The organism is Pirellulaceae bacterium (assembly GCA_019636385.1).
GTDB lineage: Bacteria > Planctomycetota > Planctomycetia > Pirellulales > Pirellulaceae > Aureliella.
The window spans coordinates 41,682-65,279 of record JAHBXT010000006.1 but is presented as its reverse complement, the minus strand read 5'-3'; the positions used below and the strand labels follow the sequence as shown (position 1 = coordinate 65,279).

Below are 23,598 nucleotides of genomic sequence, written 5' to 3'. Positions count from 1 at the left end.
TGTTCTGGCGAGCGTGACTATCGATTTTTCACAGCGACTGATCGTGCGTAGTTTCCGATTGTCGTAGCTACCGTCGCCAGACGGTGGATCGTGGAGGGAAGGCGCGGGCATTACCAAAACCCGTTTACTGTGTCTGCCCCGTTGGCAAATGAGCAGTCAAGCCGCTTGGCAAGTTGTAAAGTGCCGCGACTTGTCCGTCTGTCAGGGCCTGATCAAACGTTGCCAACTCGTCCATCAAACCGATGTAATGGATACCTAACATAATTGCGGCCTGATCTGGCTGCCATGTGTAACGCAACACTCGCTGGTGTGAGCCATGCAACTGACCATTAAGATAGAGTTTGGCGACTCCCGGACCATCATCTGCCAAATTTGCATTTTGCCAGGTAAAGCATACATGCGTCCACTGTTCCGCCGAGAATGGAGGTTGTTTGACGACTACCATCGGGCGCTCAGCCACGGGAATTTTCTCCCACGGCATGGCTGACGGATTCCAAACCTGATAGTCGGGAAATACGCCCAATCGAAAGTCACGTGGCAAGTCTTTGTCAAAATCCACAAACAATGCCGACTGATCCCATTGTTTGTCCGTCAGCAATACAGGATCACAGTAGCCCGGTCGTAAGTCTTTGTTTGGGTCCAACTTCATCCACACCGACAGGCTGCCCGACCAGTCCTGAGATCGATAGCCGATGGCGGTCGCCCAGTAGAACAAAGATTGTCGAGTCTTCTTGGTGAAGCTGAGCGCACCGCCATGCCGGCCCGAATTGGGGATTACGTTCACTTCAGCGATCAAGTTCCCCGGGGTTGATCGCTTGCGATTCAAATCTTCAGCGGTATGAATGCGCTTATCGCCCAGCGAGTAATCTGCGTCAATCCCATGATCAAAGGAAGCGCAGAAGGTCAGATGCTTCAGCCAGGTATCGTCAGCAGCCTCGGTTGCAACCAACCTGCCTTGTTCCGTCGCAGCATTTTGCACAGACTGAGCAAACGTCCGATTGCAGACTGCATTCCACAGCAGTCCGCTAAGTCCAATTCCTAATCCCAAAGTCCAACGAAAATTCAACATCAGTGCAGCTTTCTTGAACAGGCTGTTTTTGGCGGCTCATCGTTCTCAAGGCCAGGTACTCGGGCTGGCAACGCGCGCTTGGGCCTATAGTTCCAACATTGTATCACAACATTGATTACAATCATCCAGGACCTCAGGTGATGGACCTGCACAGGGCGAAACATAATGCACATGAACGATGATAACCGTTGATGCGACTTGTTGAGTGGGACATGCGGGGCTAATGCACCCTATTGGACAACACATGACCCAAGGGAACTGTGTCCACGATCGCTTGAGTACAAAAGGCTTGGCCCCGTAGCGGCCGACCGAATACATTAATTGCAAACTGCGTCAACGGGTATCTTGACATTTGGAGCAATAATGACTGAACGTCAATGGCTTATGATGATGGTTGCGGTGTTCGTATTTACATCGCCAGCTTTGGGAGATGCCACCAGCCGAATGCAGATCGGTCAGTTGAAAGCCACGCGAGCTGCACTGGAGGCCCTGCGCGACGAATGGCAAGCAGTGTCTGCGCCGCCCGGCGAGTTTCGCGACTATCGGGCGCAGCTTCACGTACACACCCATTTTTCGCACGACAGCCGCTCGCCTATTGAGGAGATTCTGCAAGCGGCTCAAGAATGCAACACTCAGGTGTTGATGTTCAACGACCATCCCTCCGACGAGTATGATTTCTTCAAAGATGGATACCAGGGCCTGCGCGATGGCGTGTTGATGGTGGCTGGAGCCGAAAAGGGAGGCTTTCTTGTGTATCCCAATCGAAGCATCCAAGCCAATACTTACGAAGGACCGCAAGGGCTGGCCAACTTGGTTCGTAGCGATGACGGGCTGATCTTCTTGTCGCACTTGGAAGAACGGATGGATTGGGCCATCAGCGGGATCACCGGCAATGAAATTTACAACACGCACGCCGACGTCATGGAGGAAAAGCGATTCTTGAGCGCCCTGAAGAATCCGCTGATGTTAATGGGGCTGATGCCAGCCATCCGCGACTATCCGCAAGAGATGTTTGGCGCCATCCTTGATTACCCTGCGGATTACCTGCGGCGATGGGATGAACTGTGTCAGACCGCTCGTCACACCGGTGTGGCCGCCAATGACGCTCACCACAACCAAGTCATCCGCGCGTATGTGACCGAGGACCAGCAAGTGGCCATTGAAGACGCGTTGGGCAAACGAGTGGCTACGCTGGACCCCGAGAAAGTTGCGCTCGTGAAACCGCTAGTTGCGGGCCGCAAACCCGGCGATGTCATACTGGAATTGGATTTAGATCCCTACCCGCGCAGCTTCCAGCATGTCAGTACACATTTGCTGATGCGTGACCTGACGCGCGAAGAGGTATGGGATGCGCTAAAGTCTAGCCGAGCCTACGTCAGCTTCGAATGGTTGGCCAATCCGACCGGCTTTTGGTTCGCGGCTCAGTGCGGTGATCAGCGCATTGATGTCGGCGGAGAAACGACATTGGTTGCAGGGGAGGGCGCCCAACTTCAGTTGGCTGCAGCCGCCCCGCTGCCGGTCTTGTTCAAGCTGCTGCGGCATGGTCAAGTAGTTCACGAACATCGCGGCCGTGAATTTGAATTCGTTGCGCAGAGTTCTGGCGTGTATCGTTTGGAAGCTTGGCTGCAGGTCGCTGGGGAACTGAAGCCGTGGATTCTGACGAACCCCATATATGTTCGTGACGCACAAGTACGTGACGCGGGGACCGGACAGTGATCCCAGTCGAGATACATTGCTAGCACGGATTCATGCCACCCAAGTCGCCCAAGAAGAGCAAGCAGCCACACGGTTCGCACAACTCCAGTTCGTCGGCTGCGCAGACTCGCAACAACCCGCAATCCGAGGCGGCGCGCTATCGAGAAACTCCTTCGCGACCTGCCGAATCGCGCGGGAAGTTGGTTGGAACTGGCGTGTGGATCGTCGCTGTAGCGCTCCTGCACATGCTGGTATCGGGCCATGCGGCAAGTACCAAGAGTGCCACCTTTGACGAACCTGTCCACACTTTGGCCGGTATCTTGCAGTGGCGCTTCGACGACTATCGACTGAATCCCGAGCATCCGCCACTGTGGAAGTTGGTAGCGGGAATGGCGACGACTGGACTAGCTTGCAGTCCAGACCTGCAATCAACCGCCTCACAGGCCATGTTGGCAAATTTAAACCAACAAGAGAGATGGGTGATCGAATCTCTGTTTCGCGATCCCCAACACGACGGCACGCAGCTCGTGGATCGCGCCAGGTTGGGCATGTTGCTGTTTGGTGGCGTGGTCGTTTGCTTGGTCGGACTGTGGGCGCGACAGTTGGCTGGTGGATTGGCCGGAGGACTAGCGGCCACGATGGCTGCCCTTGACCCAAACCTAATCGGACACAGCGGATTGGTTACCAATGACGTGGCCTGCACAGCGGCACTGCTCGCCTGTTTTTATTTCGCTTGGCGCGTTACCCAACGGGCGACTCTGGCAAACGTCTTCGGTTTTGCGGTGTCGTGCGGCTTGGCAGCCGTGACCAAGTTTACCGCATTAGCCTTGCCGCTGATGTTGGCTCCGGTAGTCGCCATGCGTTGCCTGGACAGTACCGTCTGGCAATCTGCATTTGGAGACTTGACTGGCCTGCGCAGTCGCTTGGTGGCCGTGTCGGCAATTGTATTGTTGACTGCCCTAACAGCCTGGGCACTTATTTGGGCAGCCTACGGTTTTCGTTACCGGCCTACACCCGATTCACAACTCACTTTCGACACTTCGTTTCCTGGCCGATTATATGCACATAATGTGATGCTACGCGAGCATCAACGCAGCACAAATCCTGAAGCAGCCAAGCCCGAGTCGTACACTGTCGAATTAAATGCGATACAAGATTTGTGTCTGTGGGCACATGAATATCGAATTCTGCCGCAGCCATTTATTCACGGGATCGCCTACGCTCAAGCAATGAGCACCGCCAGTCAATCGTTTGTCGATGGCCAGCGCGTCATGGGTGGATCATGGAGCTTCTTTCCACGGGCTTGGTCGTACAAGACTCCGCTGGCCGTGATCGTAGCTGTGCTGTTGACATGTGGCTGGGGCTTATGGTCGCTGCTGAGGCGTTGGCGAAGCGCTAGTTGGTTGAGCATGCTGTGTCTGCCATACTGCGTTGTGATTTTGTTAGCTGTTAGCTATGACCTGAACATTGGACTTAGACACTTGTTGCCCGCACTGCCGTTGATGTGGATCGGATTAGGGCTCGCAGGTGCGGCAGCAATCAATTCAAAATCACGCTGGCGGCACGGGGTGTGGTTCCTGGTTGGCCTAGCGGCTATAGAGACACTGGCCTACCATCCGCATTACATTGCTTTTTTTAATTGGGTGGCTCGCGGAAAAAATCAAGGACTGGAACGACTCAGCGATTCGAATCTAGACTGGGGGCAGGACTTGAAGCTATTGGCGGAGTGGCAGCGGGCACATCCCGATGTCCCACTGTATTTGTCCTATTTCGGTTCTGCCGATCCTGCGGCCTATGGCATCCGTTATATCAACACGGCTCCGGGCTATTTATACGGATCACCCACTACGCAACCCGATTATTCCGGCAGCGGTGTACTAGCTTACAGCGCAACTTGGTTGCAGGCCGCCTATGTGCCTGCTAGTCCGCTACAACGCGAGATGGATATGCTGCGTCGCCAAGCTAAACCAACGGAGGTCTTAGGGGGCACTATCTATTTATATCGATTGCCGCTGTCGTGGCAGGATGGGCAGTAAATGGCTCGGCGCAAGCAAGCCAATAATTCGACTCGACCGAAGAAGCCCAGCGTCAGTCGATCCAACGGCGACCGGCAGCAATTGCTTGAATGGTTCACGGCCGTGCTGGGGATCAAGGGCTGGTTGCTGTTGGCAATAGCTGCGCTGATGTTCTCACTGACCATCCGGCACACCCCAGGCGTGAATGGACCTTATTACTGGACATGGCCGTGGCGCGAGCTGTCCACATCTCAATGGTTAGTCATGTTGCTCTGTGCGCTGCCGGCAGTCGCCATGATCTGGCTGTTTCGCAATTCACGGCTCAGCAACACAGCGATGTTATTGGGATGGATGCTGGCTGCGCTGTCGCTCAAGTTGGGCTGCGTTTGGTCACAGGCAACTCCAATTGGATGGAGCTATCTGCGCGATGTCACGCTCTCCCCAGATGCAACCAGCTATTACTATGACGCAGCTCGGATAGTACACACGATCAGAACCGACGATGCTCCGCGACTGCTGTGGCTTCAGCATTACGATGAACTGGTGCGTACTCCACCGCCTCACGGATTTCACTTGCATACAATGACCAAGCCGGCGGGCCCGCTCGGCTTCTACGTTGCCTTGGTGTTGTTGTTGGGATTTGGCCCCACGTCAATGCTAATCTGCTCGTTAACGCTAATCGGCTTGTCACTGTTGAGCATTCCTGCCGTGTATTGGTGTATTGAGCGCATGACAGAACGCCCCGAATGTGGGCTGATGGCTGCTAGCCTGTTGGCACTGACTCCGGGATACCTGCTGTTTCCCACGAAGTTTGACCCGCTGTGGGTGGGACTTGGAGCAATCACGGTCGGCATATGGCATCAAGCCCTTGTCAGGAACAGCCATTTCTACAGTCTTCTACTGGCCATTCCCTTAGGGCTGATACTGTTCGTCGGATTCCAACAACTGACGTTGGGTTTGTTCATGGCGTTGTTGCCGGCGATCGTGCTGAGTGATCGACCATGGATGGATAGATATGTCTCGGCTGTAAGACTGGGCGCTCCCCCCATCATCGTGATTATTGTGGTCGATTGGATCGTCAATACGTTTTTGGGTTACAGCTCGTGGCGGGTTTTTCAAGCCAATCTGTTTGCTCAGAGCAAACTCATGGAGCAGCCGATGCTTGCCGCGCGTCGCGCACCATGGACTGCGGGCTGGGATGTTTATGATTTCGCTTTGGGTAGTGGCTGGATCTTGGCGATCGTATTTGTGATGGGGCTGGTAAACTCGCAACTTGAGCGGCGAGTGCGCCAGTTCGGCTGGGCGGCTGGTGCGCTCCTGGCGGTCATTGCCGTGCTAGCTCTGATCCCAGCCGAGACCGCGCGGTGTTGGCTGTTCCTGGCCGTAGCTCCGCTGGTCATCGTGGCTGCCGAAGTAAACAGTTGGCCGCGCGACCGCCAAGTGGTTGCCATGGGTGGTGTGCTACTGGCCACGCTGATCATCCACGGCAATATGGCGTTTATTTTGCCATAAGCGAGTAGTGAAAATGGATCTACAAGTAGCTCCCGTCGCCCGCTGGGGCAGCGCCAGCTCGCCGGTAAGTCGTCCAGGCTGTGGCGCACGCATCTACGTATCCGTCGCTCGCCGTAAGGTTGCGAAGTACTATTAGCGAAGATGTAACATGGCTAAGAAACTCCACCGCAATCGCCAATCCACTGCGATTCATACCAAACCGCGATTGCTGGATTCTGGCCGCACCGGACAGGTTTCGAATCGGTCTGATGCTCCGCCTGATAAGCCTGTCGATTCTGTGAGCGGGCAGGGCAGGGGGGGATGGTGGATTCTGCTGGCAATGCTGTTACATGTTGCGATTGCTGGCCACGCGGCTTCGACAAAAAGCGCCACATTCGATGAGCCCTTGCATGTGCTGGGTGGACTGCTGCAGTGGCGGCACAGTGATTATCGACTGAATCCAGAACATCCACCGCTTTGGAAACATTGGGCAGCTCTGTTTTCCAGTGGCCTGCCGTTGCAGGTTGACCTGGCGAGTGCCGATTCTCAAGTCATGTTCTCAGACTTGAACAAACAGGAACGCTGGGCTGTGGGCGCGCTGTTTCGCTCGCCCAATCACGACGGGGTACAACTCGTCGATCGCACTCGGCTGGGCATGTTGGTAACAGGTGCGTGGGTCGTGCTGATTGTCGGACTTTGGGCGCGGCAATTGGCTGGAAACATGGCTGGTACAATTGCTGCGTGCGCAGCTGCCATCGATCCAACATTGCTCGCGCACAGCGGGCTGGTAACCAACGATGTGGCCTGCACAGCCGCCTTAGCGACCTGTTTTTTTTGTGGTTGGCGAGTCGCCCGGCATGCGAGCCTCGGAAATGTTCTTGGGTTTTCGCTGGCTTGCGGTCTAGCTGCCGTAATCAAATTTACGGCGCTCGCGCTGCCGGCGTTCTTAGCGCCATGGCTGTTGCTGCGACTAACAGATCGCCGCGCATGGCAAGTTGTACTCTTCGGCAACGTGACCAGCCTCTCGCACCGATTGGCGGCTTTATCGACCATCGTACTATTGGCTGGCACGGTGAGCTGGCTGTGCATCTGGGCCGCTTATGGCTTTCGGTATCTACCTACGCCGAATCCGCGATTGAGTTTCGACCGCAATCATCCAACGCAATTGTATCAATTCAATTTGCAATTGCGTGCTCAACATCGCGACAACCAACATTCGAGTAGTACTCAACACAAACGGTCAACCGGTGACACGGCACCCACCCAGACGGTGCTACAACGCTTGTGTCAGGTCGCCAACGACTATCGCCTATTGCCTCAAGCATTTATCCAGGGTGTAGGTTACGCGCAGGCCATGTCGATTATCGGTAGTTCTTATTTAGACGGCCACCAGTCTCATGAAGGTTCGTGGCGCTATTTCGTTTGGGCTTGGTTGTACAAGACTCCCTTGGCAATGATTGTGGCTGTCGCGTTGGCGTGCGCCTGGTGCGGATGGCAAATGGCACGAACTGGCCGCCGACAGTGGTTGTCGCTGGGTTATTGGGCTATACCATTTTGGATGGTGATCGCAACAGCGCTGTCGTATGACTTGAATATCGGACTGCGGCATCTGCTACCGGCCTTTCCACTCGTGTGGATCGGGCTGGGCAGCATGGCAGCTCAAGCATGGCTGCATGTCCCCGCGCAGCGTGTGGTCATAGGCCTGCTGGCTTTATTGGCCGTGGAATCGCTCAGTAGCCATCCGCATTACATCGCCTTCTTTAATCTGGCAGCCAGTGGAAAAGACCGTGGCTTGAGCCGCCTGAGTGACTCGAATCTCGATTGGGGACAAGACCTTAGATTGCTGGCTGCCTGGCAGCGTGACAACCCTGATGTTCCTCTGTATTTTGCATACTTTGGTTCGGCCGATCCAGCCGCTTATGGCATTGATTACATCAATCTGCCGCCGGGCTATCTATATGGTGCCAAACCGGTCGAGCCTGACACGAATCAACCGGCAGTACTGGCGCTGAGCGCCACATGGCTGCAAGGCAATTACATGCACTGGCTGGAAGGCACGTTCTTAGATCCGCGCCAAGTACGCGAGCAGATGGATATGATTCGCAATCAAGCCGAACCACTGGAGATTTTGGGAGGAACCATTTATCTTTATCAGTTCCCGCTGATACGAAAGGACGAACCATCACAGTAGCCAAAGTCAGCGTCGTTGTCCCATTGCTTAATGAACAGGGCAGTCTGCGAGAACTGTATCGCAGATTGGCAGAGACACTGCGCCGTGGGAAGGTAGATTACGAACTAATCTTTGTCGATGACGGTTCGACCGATGGCTCGTGGGCATTGATTCAAGAACTATCGCGCGCGGATCGAGGCGTCGTCGGCCTGCGGCTGGCGCGAAATTTTGGACACGAGGCGGCCAGCACCGCCGGGCTCGATCGAGCCACCGGCGACGCTGCCGTGCTGATCGATGCGGACTTGCAAGACCCTCCCGAATTGATCGCCGATATGGTGGGCGCCTGGCAGGGAGGCGCGAAAATCGTCTACGCCGTGCGTCGAACGCGCGATGGTGAAGGCGGTTTCAAGAAACTCACCAGTTGGGCATTTTACCGAATACTGCGGGCACTGAGCGACGTGGAAATTCCACTCGACACCGGCGACTTTCGGCTGGTTGATCGCCGCGTGTTGGATGCGCTCAAGGGTTGTCGAGAAACCGATCGTTTTGTGCGAGGACTGGTGGCTTGGACCGGCTACCGTAGTCAGCCGCTGGAGTATGATCGGGCGGCGCGTCACTCAGGCGAAACGAAATATCGCCCCTGGAAACTATTCTTATTGTCGCTCGACGCAATCGTCGGCTTCTCCATTCTGCCGTTACGTCTAGCAAGCTTACTAGGATTTGCCGTGACGGCGGCGTCCATCATCATGACCTGCATCATCGTGGTGCAGAAGCTATTCTGGGGAATCGACATCGAGGGCTATGCGCTGCTGGCCAGCGGTCTATTCTTCGTCGGCGGTACGCAGATGCTGCTGATGGGCGTGGTCGGCGAGTATATCGCGCGCATTTATCGCCAAGTGCAAGGGCGTCCACTCTACCTGATCGACGAACAGGCGGGAGGAAGCGGTGGATGAGGCGCTGTATAACGAAATGTTCCGAGTGGAGGGCCAGCACTGGTGGTTTCGCGCCAAACATCAGATCGTCGCGTGCCTCCTCAGCCGCTACCTTGATCCGAGTATTCGCCATGCTGCCGTAGCCGATTTGGGATGCGGCTGCGGAATGATGGTTGCCAAGCTACAGGACAAGTATGCTGTAGTTGGCTTGGACGGTTCTGAGCAAGCTGCCCGGCTGGCTCGACGGCGCGGTCTGAACATTTTGGTAGGTGAACTACCCGGTCCAACGCCATTAGAAGATGCCGCATTTGACGCTGTCTTGCTACTGGATGTATTGGAGCACCTGGACGACGACTCCGGCACCGTCCACGAGGCCAAGCGCATTCTCAAGCCCGGAGGCATCTTGATTGCGACCGTGCCGGCGCACGCCTGGCTGTGGACGCGGCGCGACGAACTGCATCACCACCGACGTCGATACTCGTTTGGCCAATTCAAGCGGTTGGTCTCTCAACCGGGATTCGAGACACTTTTAGTGAGCTATCTCAATGGACTGCTGTTTCCGCTGGCAGTGGCCGAACGACTATACCGCAAGCTACGACCTGTTGATGATGCGGGCGACCTGAAGATTCCTCCGACTCCAATTAACGAAACGATGCGTGCCTGCTTTGCTGTCGAACGGCATTTGCTGGGCAGATGCCCGCTGCCGATGGGCTTGAGCCTGGCGGGAGTTGTCCGGAAACAATAGTAGCCACCGTCACCAGATGGGTGGAGAACTGAATTTTCCACCGTCCGGCGACGATGGCTACTAGTAGACTCCTATTGGCCACACGCCAAAGTATATGAACCCTCAATCCGGAGACGAACATGCAGGGCATCCGCTCAATTCTTGTCGCCGTGACCTGCGTCGGCCTGTTCCAGTCACTGACTGGCATCTGGAATGCGACTTACGCCATGTCTGGGGAAAGGACGGATCGACCGCCCAACGTTGTCCTGATTATGGCCGACGATGTTAGCTGGGAGGCTTTTGGTTGTTACGGTGGGCAAGACTATGAAACCCCAAACCTAGATGCACTTTGCCAGCGCGGCATCCGCTTTGAGCACTGCTATTCAACGCCGCTGTGTACGCCGTCGCGAGTTCAACTGATGACCGGCAAGTACAACTTTCGCAACTACACTCATTTCGGTTATCTGGATCCGTCACAACACACGTTTGGTACGTTGATGCGCCAGTCTGGCTATCGCACAGCCATCGCCGGCAAATGGCAACTCAATGGCATCGGTGACCGCTTTCCTGGTTGGGACGATGTGCGCCGTCCCAATCATTTTGGTTTTGATGAATACTTGTTATGGCAGTTGACCAAAGGTAAGGGACTTCAGCAAGGTGGTGGCGAACGCTATTGGAGCCCCGTACTCGAGCGCAATGGAAAACTGCTGACTCCGACCGATAACCGGGAACTGTATGGTCCAGACCTGATGTGTCAATTCCTGTGCGACTTCATCGATCGCCATAAGGCACAACCGTTTTTTGTTTACTACCCGATGCTGCTGGTCCACGATCCTTTCGTGCCAACACCGGAAACGATCGGCCAGCGGTCGCGCGAACACCAAGCAAACGATCCACAGCCCCGCCGTGACAAACAAAACTTTGTGGCCATGGTCAAGTATATGGATCGTCTGGTGGGCCAAATCGTACAGCATGTTGAGCAAGCAGGATTGTTAGAGCGAACACTGATTCTGTTTACGGCCGACAACGGTACCAATCGCTCGATTCGTTCGACGTGGAATGGGCAAACGATTCGTGGAGGCAAGGGCGGCACAACTGACTCTGGAACCCATGTACCGCTGATTGCCTTTTGGAAAGGACACACTCCCGCAGGCTCTGTCGTGGATGATTTAATTGACTTCACCGATTTCTATCCGACGCTGGCCGAGCTGGCCGGGGCCGAAGCAGCGGGTGTTGAAGCCGTGGATGTTGACGGCCGCAGCTTTTTGCCTCAATTGCAGGGGCTTCCAGGATCGCCACGTCCCTGGGTATTGTGCCACTACCAACCGTATTGGGGTGATCGCCAGCCGGCCCAGTTCGTGAGGAACCAGCGATACAAGCTATACCGCGACGGCCGGCTGTACGATGTGCAACATGACCTCGAGGAACAACATCCGTTACCAGTCGATGCAGGTTCACCGGCAGCTCAAGCGGCTCGTAAAATGTTGGCGCAGGCGATCGAGCAATTCCCGCCAGTTCCAGCCGGCGTTGGCAATGACAAGTCGCTCCCGCGAACCTTCTATCCCGACTGGCCGAAAATCAACTGGACAGACACTGCGATAGGGGAGCCATAGTTCTCTGGTGCCTGGCGACACTGCTTAATAGTGTGGGACCATCGAAACCGCTAAAATTGGTATGGAACTGCCCCAAGCCGATGCGAAATTTGAAGCGTGATTGGCTCCACATCGGTATTATGAAACTCACTGGCAACTCGGTGAAGACCGCTGCGGTCGTCCACCGGAATCCGAGAGAAACTAACTTATGACAGCTCCACCACCGAAATCCTTCGTGCGGTTGAATCGCCGCGATGCGTTGGCGGCTTCAGCTTTTGCCGGTTGGGGGCTGAGTTTCGGCGTGCATACCTCGTGCGCTCAATCAGCACCTTCGCGATCAGCCATGAATCGGCTGGGCGTGGGAGCGATCGGGCTACGATATCAAGGCAGCGTCATCGCTCATAAGGCGCAGCTTTATGGTGACATCACTGCAGTGTGTGACGTCGATCGCAACGTCCGCGATCAAGCCAAAGCTGCCTTCGGCAGCACGCCGTATGCCTGTGAGGACTATCACGATCTAATCCATCGGAACGATGTCGACGTCGTCACGATTGGCAGTCCAGATCATTGGCACACCAAGATGCTGATCGACGCCTGCCGCGCAGGCAAGGACGTTTATTGCGAGAAGCCGCTCACACTGACGATCGACGAAGGCAAGCAACTCACACAGGTCGTCAAAGAGACGGGCCGCATCGTGCAAGTGGGCTCGTGGCAACGTAGTGATGATCGTTTTCGACTGGCCGTTGAAATGGTCCGAGGCGGTCGACTGGGCAGGTTGCAGAGGGTCGACGTCGTGTTGGGAAAGAACGCTACGAGCGATTCGTTCGTGCCGCGCACTCCGCCCGCGCATCTGAATTGGAATCTGTGGCAAGGCCAGACGCCCGACGTGCCGTATATTGAAGAGCGGACGCATTACACCTTTCGCTGGTGGTACGAGTACTCGGGCGGCCAGATGACCGATTGGGGCGCTCATCACCTTGACATCGCCCAGTGGGCTATCGATTCTTATCCACTTGAAATCGACGGGACAGCCACCCTTCCGAAAATCGACAACGGCTACAACGTTCCGATCGATTTTGAAGTCCGCTATCGCTACGCCAGTGGTGTCGTAATGACCGTCAAGGACACGGGCGACAATGGGATTCTGTTCACTGGAGATGCCGGACGAATCTTCGTCAATCGCGGCAAGATCGTCGGTGCACCGGTGGAAAATCTCGCCCAGCAACCGTTTAAACGCCAAGACTGGAGGCTCTACGATTTTGATAACCTTGATCGCCCCGCGCGATATGGCAAACTCGATGCGATCATCAATCACATGGGGAATTTTTTCGATTGTATCCAGTCACAGCGAAAGCCCATTTCTGACATCGACAGTCAGCACCGGAGCGTATCGACATGCCATCTGGCCAACATTTCGATGCGACTTGGGCGAAAACTCCAATGGAATCCCGAAACCGAGTTCTTCGTCAACGACCAGGAAGCCGATGCTATGCTCAAGCGCGAGCAACGCCATGGATTCGAGACGATGTAACCGTTCATCCGCCCAAACTGACTTGCCAACGCAAAAGTAATCGCCAACCCAAATCCTGATAGATTCATTTTCGGCGTTTGTAGACGATCAAACACAAATTGAAATTCGATGTCAAACAACACATCTCTTCAGGATCGTCGCCGATTCCTTCAAACGTCAACTTTGCTTGCAGCGGGGGGAGCAAGTAGTGGCTTAGCAAGCCCAATGCTGGCAGCCTCGAAGTCGAATTTCAAGCTCAAGTACCTTCTGGCATCAAGCCTTTATGGTTACGCGGCTCTGAAAGACATTTTGCCTGAGGTTTCGAAAGCCGGCGGGGCAGCGATCGATCTATGGCCGATGAAGCACGGCAATCAACGCGAACAACTCGCTGAAATGGGAGAAGCCAAGTTTGCCGAACTGTTGAGTCAACATCAATTAACACTCGGCTGTATCACGCAATATCCCCTTGGCCCGTTTGGTCTACAGAACGAGATGCGTGTGGCACACAGACTGGGCTGTAGGACTATCGTGACCGGCGGCGAAGGACCCATCAATCTAAAAGGGGCCGAACTTAAGAAGGCCGTCGGCGAGTTCATCCAACAAATGCAACCGCATTTGGCCATTGCCGAAGAGACCGGCGTCACGATTGCGATCGAGAACCATGCCAGGAATCTGATCGACTCCCCGGACTCGCTGCGCTACTTGGCTGAGATGAGTTCCTCGAAGCATCTGGGGATTGCGTTTGCGCCCTATCATTTGCCTCAGGATGAAGCGCTGTTGGCGCAATTGCTCCGCGATGTGCTGCCACGCGTCGAGGTCTTCTACGCGTGGCAGCATGGCAACGGTTGCATGACCGCAATGCCCAAAGAACAGGAGCTACTGCAAATGCCCGGTCGTGGCCCGCTAGACTTTGCGCCGATGCTGAAAGTCCTCGCGGAGAATAATTTCCAAGGATGGACTGAGATTTTCATGCACCCGTTTCCTCGCGGAATACCGATTCTTGATACACCTTCGGCTGTGACCGGTGAAGTTAACCTGGCTCGCACATACCTGGACGCCCTGCTGACGAGGAGCTAGCGTTTGGTCAAAACTTGATGTTTCGGTAGTGGATTCACTACAATTCGCGATTTAAGCATGGACCTCTGACGAATTCTGCTACAAGTCTTCCCCGGCTGCTATCCAAATTCAAGCTTCAAAAAATGTTCAAACCCAAAGTTCTCATCATCGTTGGCGATGCCACCGAAACCGTCGATACACTTTACCCTTACTATCGTTTGATTGAGGGCGGATATGAGCCGGTGGTCGCGGCCCCCGAGAAGCGAATCTATCAAATGGTTCTTCACGAAGTGAAGCCAGGCTGGACCATTACCAAGGAGTGGGAAGGTTACTGTATTCAGGCAAACATCGCATTCAAGGATATCCATCCAGAAGAATACGTCGGCATCTTTTTTAGCGGAGGTCGCGCTCCCGAGTACATTCGAGAAGACGAGGATTTGCTGCGCATCACGCGATGGTTTTGGGAGAACAAGAAACCGTGCGCCAGCGTCTGCCACGGAGTCGAGATTCCGGCCCGAGCGGGAATCGTCCAAGGACTTCGCATGGCTACGGTCGCCAAATGCAAATTTGATCTCGAGATTTGCGGCGGAATCTATGTCAACGAGCCATGCGTCATCGACCAACACATGTATAGTGGTCGAACGTATCACGACAACGGACATTATATTGGTCCGTGGATCAAGGCCCTGGATATTCAGTCGGGCAAATCCACCTAGGACCGCCGGACTACCATCGGCAGTTCGCCGTTCATTTCAATGCCCCAGTTCGCTGGCCAGATGCACACGTCCAACCACGACTCAGCGGGCCGTGGCTTCGTAGAGGGGGAGGTGGCGGTAGCTGACTTCTAACGATAACAGATTGAGCGCTGTGACATATAGGCGACCACCGTACCGCGCCCACAGGTCGGGGACGGGGTCGTGAGGCGACCAACTGCCGGCATGGGGGCCTTCCTGGACTTGATGGTCGATCATCAACGGATAGAGCGTTTGCTGCCACTTCTGCCAATGCTGGCCACCCATGTGGAAGACGACTTGAGTGGCATAGTACCAATAGTAGGTGTCGCGCAGTGATTTGCCGGCTGTGCCTAACTGCGGTGCATGTTCCAACAGAAAATCGACGCCCTGGATCATCTCGCGGCGATCGCGATTCCAGCCTTGATACAGGCGCATCAACAATCCGACACTGGTCATGACCGCCGTCGGGCGCAGCCCATGCCCTTGCTCGGCGTTGTCGAGAGCATACGGATTGTAGCGATACAAATGCCGCTGTTGGCTGCCGGCTTGGGCGGTATCAGTGAATTGCGTTAGCGATTCGAGTGTGGCCTGCGGCACACTCAGCCCCGCCAGCCGGCCGCTTTGTAATGCCATCATAAACCAGCCGCTGACACTGGTATCGGAACCCAAATTCGGGCGATAACGCCATCCGCCACGACGTCGATCTTGCGACGACACCATAAAGTCAATAGCTCGCTGAGCTACGGGGCGCAATTGCTCGTCCTGCGTCATGCCGTAGGCTTCGCAGACAGCCAGAGACGCAATAGCGTGCGAGTACAACCAAGCGTTTTGATCGGAGGCGGGATCTTGAGGCAGGTACAGATCGCCGCTGGGCTGCTGATGGCTGGCCAAAAACCGCAATGCCTTTTCGACCTGCACCGCATACTTCGATTGCAGATGCGTATAGCCTGCGCCTTGAAAGGCCAGCACGGCCAAAGCTGTGGCGGCGGTGTCGCTGCGAATCAGTACTTCGGTATCAAAATCTTGCAATCGCCAGCGACCATCCGTGCGTTGATGGTTTGCCAGGAACGCCAAACCGCGCTCAATGGCCAGCTCGACCTGTCGATCCGCCAACGTCTCGTCCTGGGGATCGAGCTGTTGTAACCGGTCGAGCCGCTGCTGGAACGCCGGCTTGGGCATGGCTACAGCGGTCGTCGATATCTGCGGCCCTGCCAAATCGCTGCGCTGCAGTGGACCGGCCGAATCATAGGGCGTCAAGGCCGGGACCGATTCGGCTTTACGAAAGCCGGGTCCAGAGGATCGCCTGATCGCCACGGCACTTCCGTCAGTAGACAAGTCGAGTGCGGGCAAAATCTGCCGGGGTATGTCCGCCGGAGCACCGACCCGATGGGACTCGGCCAACGACTGTGCAGAACTGCGGGCCGCTTCGCGATCCAATTCAGTGCGACGACTGACAGCATCGACAGCGGTTGATCGCTGTGCAACGGCGGCCAGGGAGGCCTGTAGACCCTGAATCGTCGCATCGGCATGGCTAAGACTTTCTGGTTCAAGAACCGATGGGTGTTTGGTGCCGAGTGGACCAGGAGCGCTGAGTGCGGTTCGCTCGATTGCCATGCCGCTACCAGACAATTGCGATATATCCTCGGTAGCAGCATCACCGTCGGCCAGCGCCTGAGCTCGCCGCGATGGCGACTGGCCCGATCGACCGGACGCCAAGCTTGGCAGTCCGTTCCAGTCAGGGCTCCGCAGCGTGTCGCCGCTATCCAGCGGTGCCTGAGTGACTTGGCGCGTGGAAGCACGTGGGCGCTGCAGCAATGATGAATCAGGCAGCGGCGTTAGCTCAGCCACTTCGGCTGTCAACGATTCCGTTCCGTACACGGGCAACGAACTAGGGGCTGCCAGACCGGGTTGTCCACCGGCTACGCTGCGTGTGTTAGCTAGCGGAATGTGCCCTTCGGCAGGGATCGGCAGGGATAGTTCGGCTGAGCTAGACTGCCGCTTCTGGAGTCGATTTGAAATTCCTGGTGGATTAGCGCTCGGCGGTTGAGTGCTCTGAGGTTCTGGTGGACTGAGCGAGCTGAACTCCGGTCCGGATTGACCTGAAGAATAACGTTCCAGAGTATTGGCAGCCGCGATAGGTGCGGGTGTTGGCGGAGCCTCAGCGGGTTGAATTTCATACTCGAGGGCGGCAATTTCACCAAACGGCGACCTTTCCAATTCACTGCGCAGTAGTGGCTCGTCTGCAGCGGACGGCATCACATCTTCGATTGCGGCGCGACGAATGCGGGTGGCGCTGGCCGAGGGTTGTAAGGGAACGGACGGCACAGGCGATTGTCGCTGCACCTGGTCGGCTGACGATTGCGAATGCTGCGGTTCCGACTGACTGGCAGTATGCTCGGTTTGCACCGGGCGCAAATAGTCGGGGCGCTGTCTGGACTGCTGCACCGAAGAAATGCGCACGTACTGCCGAGCCTGTAACGATTGTCGCTTGAGTTGCTGGCGCTGCATGGCAAAGGTATCCAGCGCGGCCGGCCAGGCTTTAGAGAAGATGGCAATGTTGCTGGCGTAGCTCAACACCAAAAGGTGTACCAGCAGGCTGGCCAGAAAGGCCGCTTGCATGGTACGTTCTACCAGACGACTGACCACGGTGCTGAGTAGCGTCGAAGTCAACAACAGAGCAACCGGTACCAAGACAGCGTAAGTCCATGGATTATAGGCGACTCGGTCATCGCTGGAGTCCAAAACCTGAAACGCCAGAGCGATCACAGTCGCCCCCAGTGCGATGAGTGCAACGTTGGGGTACCAGACTGACAGCCGACCAGCGGCCTCTGCAGGCAAATCGTCGTCGTTCAGAACGTCAAGCTGTGAATCGCTCATTGTGCCTCAATCACTTGCAGCTACCGTCACTGGCGCGGTCGGTAGAATGCGCCTCCACCGTCCGACGACGGTGGCTATTGGATGTATCTTGCTACAGGTATGTTCGCATTGGCCGTCATGTTGTAATTGGCCGCTCGCCTTACTGGTCGGCCATCGAAGCGGAGTAGGGCACACCCAACTTCAAACAGACGTTCATAACATCCACGGGGGCTTGGAATGGAACGCGGCGATCAGCCCGAATAATGACCGATCGACCGTACGGGTTGTCGGCGACCTGCTGTCGCAAAAAACTCTCAAACTGGTCTAACGCTAGCTCGCGGCTTTCCAGATACAGTTTGCCAACTTGATCGACGTTCACAACTAACTCTTGTGGCTCGGCCGTCATGGGCATGGCGTTGGCCGCCGAAGGTAGAGCGATATCCAACTGGCGAGCTTCTTGACTGAGGCGCGAGGCCACCAGAAAGAAGATCAGCAGCAAAAACACCACGTCAATCATCGGGGTCAAACTGAGAGCCCCCAGTGCGCGGCCATGTTTGAGTTTGATCGCCACTTGCGCACCTCGACTAAAGCTTCAACTTCGGACCGCGCAGCGGGGTACTGGGCGATTCGCTACCGGCAGCCGACACACTCGTATTTGCGGTGGCTGTATTGGTACCGCCTGTCGCGATCGGCCGTGCTGAAATGCCACGAGCGTTGATATCGTAGCGCGTTCGCCCTTCGTGTGCCTCCAGCCGCGGAATGAGTCGCCGCAGTTCGACTTCGACAATGCCGAGATTCTTGGTGATGCGACCTTCAAAGAAGTGCGCCAGGATCGCAGCCGGAATGGCTACTGCCAGACCAGCTAACGTGGTGACCAAGGCGATGTAGATACCCTCGGCTAAGAACTCTGCGCGATTCGACCCACTGGACAATTGCGTCGTGTTGTAGAAGGCGATAATCATTCCCCACACCGTGCCCAACAAGCCCAGCAGCGGTGTGACTGCCGCAGCCATAGTCAGCCAGCGGACATTGCCGTACAGCCGATCGGCCTCGCGCTGAATGCCTTCGCTCAGCACAGTTTCCATTTCTGGAACGGGCCGACCAGTTTTGCTTAATAAATCAACCAGCACGCGATTGGCTGATGACGGGAATACTTCGGCGAAACGATAGATTTCAGGCGGACTGAGGGGCGCTTCATCTTCAACGGCTCGTCGAATCTCGCGGCGAAGTCGAGTCGGAAACAATCGTTTGCGGCGTAGAGCCAGCCCGCGCTCCAGGGCGATGGCTAGCACCAGCAAACTCATCAACCCAATGGGAATCATCAGCGCACCGCCATCGATCAGCAGCCGCAAAAAATTCATACCTGTCAGTGACACGCGTTGCGGCGTTGTCGATCCAGGCACATCAACTCCGGATACCAGCGATTCAAGCTGAGCCTGTGAGATAATAGCTCCTGGAGTATCCGGTTCGCTCGGTGCCTGCTCCGCGAGCAGCATCGGTTGCAAGTCTGCGCTCAGACAGACTATTGCTGCAACCATTCCTATCAACCTGCAGCGCAAAACGATCATTAGCAGACTACCCACACAGCACTTCAAGGCATACAACGCGATCACAAGTTGGGCCGACCAACCACAGCTACCGTCGACAGACGGTGGAACACTCTGTTTGCGGACAAGCCACCCTCACTCTGGCGAACGTAGCTACATTCAGCCGCTCGCTTACCCAAGCATTGTATCCGCAATGTGCCCTTTCAGACCAGCATCGCCGGGTTGAATTCAGCCTCGAATTGGATCGGTAGATTGGCGTGGGGCTAATCCTATGGCACGAGAAGCCAGGGCCATGGTTTCAAGCTATTTGTGAAGCCGAATACTATCCTAAGTCAGCCCGTCTGGTCACACTCGACGAATTACTGTCGCTAATCAATCGGCACAGTTTGCCTAACCGATCGCCGCAAAATCAGCGCAACTTTTGCAGCTCGCCCAAACGCGATTGGGCTTTGGAAGCCAATTCATGGCTGGCGTGTTTTTCGAGCAAGAATTCGTAAAACTGAATAGTGGTGTCCACCACCTTCGTGCGAGCCGAGCCGCTAAGGCTGTCGAGCAACACTTCGCTGCAACGCGCGGCCTCAAAGGCGCTCTTGGCTTGCCAGTTCTTAATCTCTTGGGGTGCTTTTTCACCACCGAATCCATACATGACTCGCTGAAATTCGGGAATAGCCTTCACGAAGTCCTTCTGCGAGAAGAATATTTCCCCCAACATGAACCGAGCGCGGGCAGCGACCTCATTACGATAGTTATTGGCCACTTCGCTGTAGTGAATTCGCGCTTCGTCCAGTTTGCCTTGGCTCTGCTTGCAGTATCCCAACTCGAACAAGGCCGTTGGCAGATAGGGGCTATCCGAGTGCTGGCGCACAACCACATTTAACCACTCTTCGCACTCAACCCATCGCTTCAGTTGGCTGAGGCATTGTCCGCCGTGTAGGTAGGTCAACGTGCGAACTTGAGGCGACACAGCACTGGCGTCCGTGGTGCCAGAGCTGGTTTGCTCAAGGGCTTGCCGGACTTGTTGAAAACCGGCCAAGGCGGGTTCAAATCGGTCCTGCTTAAAAGCGCACTGGGCCACCATAAATTGCCCGTCGATAGCCAGCTTGCCGCGCGGAAATTCCGTTGTCTGGCGTTCGAAGGCGCTGGTGGCTTGCTCATAGCGTGCCAACTGAAAATCACACCAGCCCGATTTGTAAGCGGCCTTTTCGCGTAGGTCCGCGTCCTGAGATTGGGTCAACACCGACTGATAAATGGCTTGGGCGGCCTCGAACTGATTGGAATCGTACAGCTGCTGAGCGACCATATAATTGGCATCAGCTACATGTTCGCTGGTCGGAAAGCGGTTAACTAATTCTCGAAATTTCTCAGCAGCCGGTTGCACGTCACCTAAGTCATGCAGATTCCAAGCCAGCTCGTACAATACTTTGTCGGCAGCCGCATAATGCGGTACATCGGTCAGTAGCCGTTGGTAAGCTTGATTGGCTGCTGCCAATTGATTGATTGCCGTTTGCGCCAACCCGAATTCGTACAGGCCATTGGCGAGTGAAATGCCCTGTGGGTTACGATCTAAGAACCGCTGTAGGGCCTTGACGGCTTGATCTGACTGTCCAAGTTTGCGTAGGCAAATCCCCTCGGCCAGGATGGCATCGCTGCCAATTGAATCCTGCAAATTCTTGGCCAGCAGTGGCTGCAGTTCGTCATATGCCTGTTGATGCAGATTCTGCTGCATCAAGCACCAGACGATTCCATACAGTGAAAAATTATGAAAGCTGGCGGCATCGGGGCTGACATTGATATCCCGATACTGCTGGATGGCACTAGTGAAATCTCCCTCGGCAGCAGCCAGTTGCGCCAATTTGTACTGAACCTGTGCCTTGAGTCGTGATTGTGGATAATCGGCCAATAGTCGCTGAAACGTATCGCGAGCCGATAAATTGTTTCCGCCACGCTGATAGGCTTCACCCAACATCAACAGCGTTTCGGCCGCACCAGACCAATTGCCGTCGCTACGGTGGCTGGCCTCCAGTAGCTTGGTTGCCTGGTCCAATTGCTCCTGAAACAAGTGGCTGGCACCGGCGATGAATTGAGCTTCCGCGCGACTGGATAGATCGCTCAGTTGTTCTGCCAATTCGGTCATATCCCGAGATGCCTGTTGATACTTTCCATCTAGATAGTGCGCCATTGCCTGACGCAATTTCCAGTGGTTGATGTCCGAGTGCTCAGGATCGACATCGATCAGTTTTTGATAGGCTTCAGCGGCAGCAGCGTGCAGTCCCTGTTGCAACAGCGCTTCGGCAGCTACGGCAGCTACGTCCGATCGTAGCGGATCGTTGGGGTAACGCGTCAGAAATCGCTCTGACCACTGTTGAGCCGCCAGCGGTTGCCCCAATTCCAGAGCCGCAAAGGCGGCACCGTAGGCCGCTTGCGGGGCCCAGCTGGAATCAGGCGACTGAGTTGCCAATCTTTCATACAACTTACGAGCCTCTGTCCGGCGCTCCTGAATTGCGTAGAGCGCATCGGCGTTGTCCAACTGTAATCGAGTAAGCTCTGGACTGTTTTGCAAGCGATTTTGAGCCTGCTCCAAGAATGCGACTGCCTCGGCAGGCAGCGATTGCCGCAGAAGGGTCACGGCCAGCCAATGTGCTGCCTCGGCAGCGACCTTATCTTCTGTCAGCCGCCTGCCACTGTCTTGCTCAGCAGCCTGAGCAGTATCGGCCAAAGCTATAGCGGACTCGTAAACCTGACGAAATCGGACGGCAGCTTGCTCTAGTTTATCAGCTTGCAACTCAATTTGCCCCAGCGATAGCAACGCCTGATTGCGGTGGGCAGACTGTGGGAACTGATCGATCAAAGTCGCGTACAGCTCCGAGGCTCCGACAGCATCTTTGGCCTGGCCACGCAGCCGAGCGCGGCGCATCAGGGCCACGTCTGCCATCTGACTGTCGGACTGGAGTGTTATGTGGGACAGCACTAATTCAGCCTCAGACAACTTGTTGGACTTGACCATCAAATCAGCCATGCGAATCCGAACTTCATTGGCCAGAAGGTGCTTGCCGTATTGCGTCAAGAATTCTTGGCAGCGGCGCTCGGCTTCCAATAGTTGCCCCTCCTCTTCGTAGGCTACCGCCAGGGCATACAGTGCGTCGGGACGCAAACTAGACTTGGCAAGTCTGTCTTCTTCCAGGAACTGTTTGAAGTAACCGATGGCCTTGCGACGATTCCCTGAAAGATGTTCGATGTCGCCCAAGTACAGCAGCGCTTGGTCAGCGTAGCCACCGTCGGAATGCTCTTTCAAGTACTCGATGAATCGTCCGCGAGCTTCTTGAAATTCTTGAGTCCGCTGGGGTGAATCAGCCGGAAGTTGCTTGGCCTGTGCCATCAATGTCCAAGCTAAATTGATGAGCGATTCACCACGCAACTCTAGTTTCTTATCTTCCAGCGAAACTCGAAAGGCTTCGATGGCGCGCTGATAGTTCGGTTGGCTGCGTTGCAGGTTGCAGATTCCCAGGTGATGCCAAGCTGTACTTGACTGCGGCTCGTTGGGGAATTCTGCGACCAGCTTCTCCCACTCCTGAGCTGCCAATTCGAATGCACCACCGTTCTGGTAGTCGGCTGCATTGGCAAAGTAGGCCAACGCCTTTTTGCTGGAAGTCTGCTCGGCGCAACAACAGTCCGTGGCCTGCAACACGGCGACTACGGCCACAATCATCAGCCAACCAATCTGGCAGCTACGCTCACCATAGTCAGGTTCTCGACAGCCAGGCATTTCGTAGCGACGCGCGCTGGCACGTGATAGTCGCGCCGACTGTAGCCCCGTGGAACTGCAGCCCCTGTGGCTGCGCTCGTCAGAGCGCGGGGACATCGTCTCCAACAATGGATAATTCCAATTCCAGATGTGCGCGAACATAACGTCCTATCTTCCGCCGACTGCAAAATGAGTGGATGGTCCAGCCCCGAGTCCATAGCAGGCGCGACGTGCTGTGGACTAGCAATGAGAGGTTCAGTGTAGCGAATTGCAGGAATCGCCGAAAGATTTGAATTTTTTCGGAAAGCGGTTGCTCAAAGCATCGATCTTCGAGCTTGATGCGCATTGATCGATACCGAATTGCATGCAATTCATCCATTTCCAGCTGCCAACTCCTGTCCAGTGGCCACTACAGCCCGCACTTCCAGCACGACCGACACTTTGCGGACAGCCTACCTCACAGGC

The 23,598-nt window shown here is 55.5% G+C and carries 15 protein-coding genes; 10 read left to right on the top strand and 5 right to left on the bottom strand.

The window, feature by feature from the left end:
• Positions 1-124 precede the first annotated feature (124 nt).
• Complete coding sequence (locus KF752_19340; GenBank protein ID MBX3423717.1) at positions 125-1,069, bottom strand: hypothetical protein; 945 nt, start codon at positions 1,067-1,069, stop codon at positions 125-127.
• Between the two features lie 363 nt (positions 1,070-1,432).
• Between KF752_19340 and KF752_19335 the strand changes: the two genes are divergently transcribed.
• The 10 genes from KF752_19335 to KF752_19290 all read left to right on the top strand — a co-directional run bounded on the left by KF752_19335 (position 1,433) and on the right by KF752_19290 (position 14,970).
• Positions 1,433-2,785: a hypothetical protein gene (locus KF752_19335; protein MBX3423716.1), complete on the top strand. Its 1,353-nt coding sequence runs from the start codon at positions 1,433-1,435 to the stop codon at positions 2,783-2,785.
• A 32-nt stretch (positions 2,786-2,817) separates the two neighbouring features.
• Positions 2,818-4,800: a hypothetical protein gene (locus KF752_19330; GenBank protein MBX3423715.1), complete on the top strand. Its 1,983-nt coding sequence runs from the start codon at positions 2,818-2,820 to the stop codon at positions 4,798-4,800.
• A complete protein-coding gene (locus tag KF752_19325; protein ID MBX3423714.1) occupies positions 4,801-6,291 on the top strand; it encodes a hypothetical protein in 1,491 nt (496 codons plus the stop codon).
• Positions 6,292-6,439: 148 nt separating this feature from the next.
• Complete coding sequence (locus KF752_19320; protein MBX3423713.1) at positions 6,440-8,461, top strand: glycosyltransferase family 39 protein; 2,022 nt, start codon at positions 6,440-6,442, stop codon at positions 8,459-8,461.
• A gap of 23 nt (positions 8,462-8,484) precedes the next feature.
• Entirely contained in the window at positions 8,485-9,393 is a 909-nt protein-coding gene (locus KF752_19315) for a glycosyltransferase family 2 protein (GenBank protein ID MBX3423712.1), read from the top strand.
• Positions 9,386-10,117 carry a class I SAM-dependent methyltransferase gene (locus KF752_19310; protein ID MBX3423711.1) on the top strand — a complete coding sequence of 244 codons (732 nt, stop codon included), beginning with the start codon at positions 9,386-9,388 and terminating at the stop codon, positions 10,115-10,117. Before KF752_19315 ends, KF752_19310 begins: the two co-directional genes overlap by 8 nt.
• 119 nt (positions 10,118-10,236) lie before the next feature.
• Entirely contained in the window at positions 10,237-11,709 is a 1,473-nt protein-coding gene (locus KF752_19305) for a sulfatase-like hydrolase/transferase (GenBank protein MBX3423710.1), read from the top strand.
• Positions 11,710-11,896: 187 nt separating this feature from the next.
• The gene (locus KF752_19300) at positions 11,897-13,219 is read left to right on the top strand and encodes a Gfo/Idh/MocA family oxidoreductase (GenBank protein MBX3423709.1); all 1,323 of its coding nucleotides are present in this window, start codon (positions 11,897-11,899) and stop codon (positions 13,217-13,219) included.
• A 108-nt stretch (positions 13,220-13,327) separates the two neighbouring features.
• Complete coding sequence (locus KF752_19295; protein MBX3423708.1) at positions 13,328-14,275, top strand: sugar phosphate isomerase/epimerase; 948 nt, start codon at positions 13,328-13,330, stop codon at positions 14,273-14,275.
• Positions 14,276-14,397: 122 nt separating this feature from the next.
• Positions 14,398-14,970 carry a DJ-1/PfpI family protein gene (locus tag KF752_19290; protein MBX3423707.1) on the top strand — a complete coding sequence of 191 codons (573 nt, stop codon included), beginning with the start codon at positions 14,398-14,400 and terminating at the stop codon, positions 14,968-14,970.
• A gap of 81 nt (positions 14,971-15,051) precedes the next feature.
• On the opposite strand, the gene KF752_19285 is transcribed toward KF752_19290, so the two are convergent.
• The 4 genes from KF752_19285 to KF752_19270 all read right to left on the bottom strand — a co-directional run bounded on the left by KF752_19285 (position 15,052) and on the right by KF752_19270 (position 23,295).
• Entirely contained in the window at positions 15,052-17,865 is a 2,814-nt protein-coding gene (locus tag KF752_19285; GenBank protein MBX3423706.1) for a hypothetical protein, read from the bottom strand.
• Between the two features lie 139 nt (positions 17,866-18,004).
• The gene (locus KF752_19280; GenBank protein ID MBX3423705.1) at positions 18,005-18,415 is read right to left on the bottom strand and encodes a biopolymer transporter ExbD; all 411 of its coding nucleotides are present in this window, start codon (positions 18,413-18,415) and stop codon (positions 18,005-18,007) included.
• Positions 18,416-18,428: 13 nt separating this feature from the next.
• Positions 18,429-19,382, bottom strand: a complete 954-nt coding sequence (locus KF752_19275) for a MotA/TolQ/ExbB proton channel family protein (GenBank protein MBX3423704.1) — start codon at positions 19,380-19,382, stop codon at positions 18,429-18,431.
• Between the two features lie 418 nt (positions 19,383-19,800).
• Positions 19,801-23,295 (bottom strand): tetratricopeptide repeat protein, encoded by a 3,495-nt coding sequence (locus tag KF752_19270; protein ID MBX3423703.1) that lies wholly within the window; start codon positions 23,293-23,295, stop codon positions 19,801-19,803.
• Positions 23,296-23,598: the final 303 nt, after the last annotated feature.